This window comes from Acinetobacter sp. OYA S30 (assembly GCF_033599315.1).
Classification (GTDB): domain Bacteria; phylum Pseudomonadota; class Gammaproteobacteria; order Pseudomonadales; family Moraxellaceae; genus Acinetobacter; species Acinetobacter baumannii.
Genome location: NZ_JAWVAV010000098.1, coordinates 1 through 2,083 on the forward strand (window position 1 = coordinate 1; position 2,083 = coordinate 2,083).

The 2,083-nt window shown below is 46.7% G+C and carries 2 protein-coding genes; both read right to left on the reverse strand.

Annotated features, from left to right (window positions below; all coding sequences use genetic code 11):
- Positions 1-11: 11 nt before the first annotated feature.
- A complete protein-coding gene (locus R5R67_RS19220; RefSeq protein WP_087539448.1) occupies positions 12-944 on the reverse strand; it encodes an IS5-like element IS17 family transposase in 933 nt (310 codons plus the stop codon).
- Between the two features lie 65 nt (positions 945-1,009).
- On the reverse strand, positions 1,010-2,083 hold a 1,074-nt coding region (locus R5R67_RS19225; RefSeq protein WP_318755184.1), incomplete at its 5' end, for an efflux transporter outer membrane subunit.

A 2,083-nucleotide genomic window follows, 5' to 3' on the forward strand; every position in this document is an offset into this window, starting at 1 on the left:
TTGAGCCAAATTTAAGGCGTAACTTGGGTAAGTGGTCGACCTAATTCCGTAAATCTGTTGAGGACTGCTACACGTGCATGAACCTCATTGACTTGGCTATCAAAGCTCCTTGCACTGAGTTTATCTCCTAATAATTTGATGCAGTGCATTTTAGTCTCAACCAAACTTCGGCGATGATAGCCTGACCATTTTTTCCATAGTGTCCTACCTAAACGTTTAATTGTTCGAAGTAATTCATTTCGCTCTAGCGAGCTACTCTTTGTATCTTTCCATGGTTTCGCATTTTTTCTAGGTGGAATCACCGCATGTGCTTGCCGATCTGCAATGACCTGACGGCATTGCTTGGTGTCATAAGCTCCATCGGTATAAACAGAGTCAATCTGCTCATCTTGTGGAATCTGATTAAGTAAATCACCAAGCACCTGTGAATCACAGACATTATTGGTTGTGAGCTGAATAGCGCGTATTTGTAGGGTTTTGGCATCTATACCAATATGTAGTTTACGCCATTGGCGACGATATTCAGCTCCATGTTTCTTGCGTTTCCATTCGCCCTCACCTAGAAACTTCATCCCTGTAGAGTCTACGAGTAGATGCAGCCCATCGCTACTTTTTTGGTAGCTGATTGCAATATCAATATGCTTTTGTCTTCTACAAAGCGTACTGTAATCTGGTGCGGTCCAATTTAATCCGCAAAGTTTAATCAGACTTTGCACAAAGCCAGTGACCATACGTAAAGATAGACGGAATAAGGATTTAATCATTAAGCAGCATTGGATGGCTGCGTCGGAGTAGGTTTGATTTCGCCCTTGTTTGCCTTTTGATGGAGCATACCATTGCGTAGCAGGATCAAACCAAATGGCAATATTTCCGCGACTCATGAGTGCTCGGTTATATGCGGGCCAATTGGTTGTGCGGTAGATTTTGTGTGTAGGCTTCTTCATTTGAAAATTATATCGCTGAAAAAGCCTTTACAGATAGGTTTGTGCAACAAAGCCTTCTATAAAATTTAAGGCAACTGCTGAATCGGACTCCCACCCAGCGCTTGTAACAAGGTCACATAAGCATTGTATTGGCTCTGACGGGTTTGCACCAAAGATAGACGGGCATTACGCGTGGTTTCCTGTGCATCTAACAGATTTTTTAATGCCACTGCGCCGTTACGATAACGAACTTCAGTCAACCGTTCAGACTTTTCCGCCAGTTCAACATTACGTGCCTGCAAGGCAAGCTGCTTATCCAGCTCATTACGTGCCGATAATGCATTTTCCACATCTGCAAAGGCGGCATATAGGGTCTGGCGATACTGCAAAATCGCTTTTTCATATTCCAGTTCGTTGACCTGTAAATCGCGTTTCATGTCATTCCATTGTAAAAATGGCAGACTTAAACCTGCACCCAAGGTCAAGGCCGGATTTTGCAATGCACTGCTTAGTGAGGTAGAGGCACCCACACCAGTCGCTAGCACACCAGTCAAACTGATCGATGGATAATAGCTGGCCCGATTGGCATCTTTATTGGCCAGGGCTTTGCGCAGGCGCAACTCAGCGGCCTGCAAGTCCGGACGACGCGCCAATAATTCTGCCGGCAAACCGGCACTAATCTCCGGCAGCGCCGTGCGTGGTAAACGCGGCGGTTCCTGAACATTCAGTTGCTGCACCGGCATGTTTAATAAAACTGCCAAGGCCGTCCGGGTTTCTACACGCTGCTGCTCAATCTGGCTTAAGGTCGATTTCTGGTTTTGTACCGACTGTTCTGCCTGGGTTACATCCAGACCCGATACCGCGCCAGCCCGATACTGTACTTGTACCAGTTCATAGGTTTTTTGTGCGGTCGCCAGGTTTTGCTGCACCACCTGATAACGTTCATTTAAATAGCCCAGCTGCCAATACAGCTCTGCTGCTGTACCAATCAAACTCTGTGCTGTGGCCTGTAAATCCTGCTCGGTGGCTAAGGCTTCCCAGCGCGCAGCTTCGGTCTGGTTGGCCAGTTTGCCAAATAAATCCAGTTCATAACTCAAGCGTGGATAGCCCAGAGAAATTCCGGTCGAGGCATTACCATCGCCATCCAGCCTCACACGGTG

What these genes read in the sequence shown, in the direction of transcription:
- R5R67_RS19220 (WP_087539448.1), bottom strand. Translation starts at nt 944, where the DNA reads ATGAAGAAGCCTACACACAAAATCTACCGCACAACCAATTGGCCCGCA.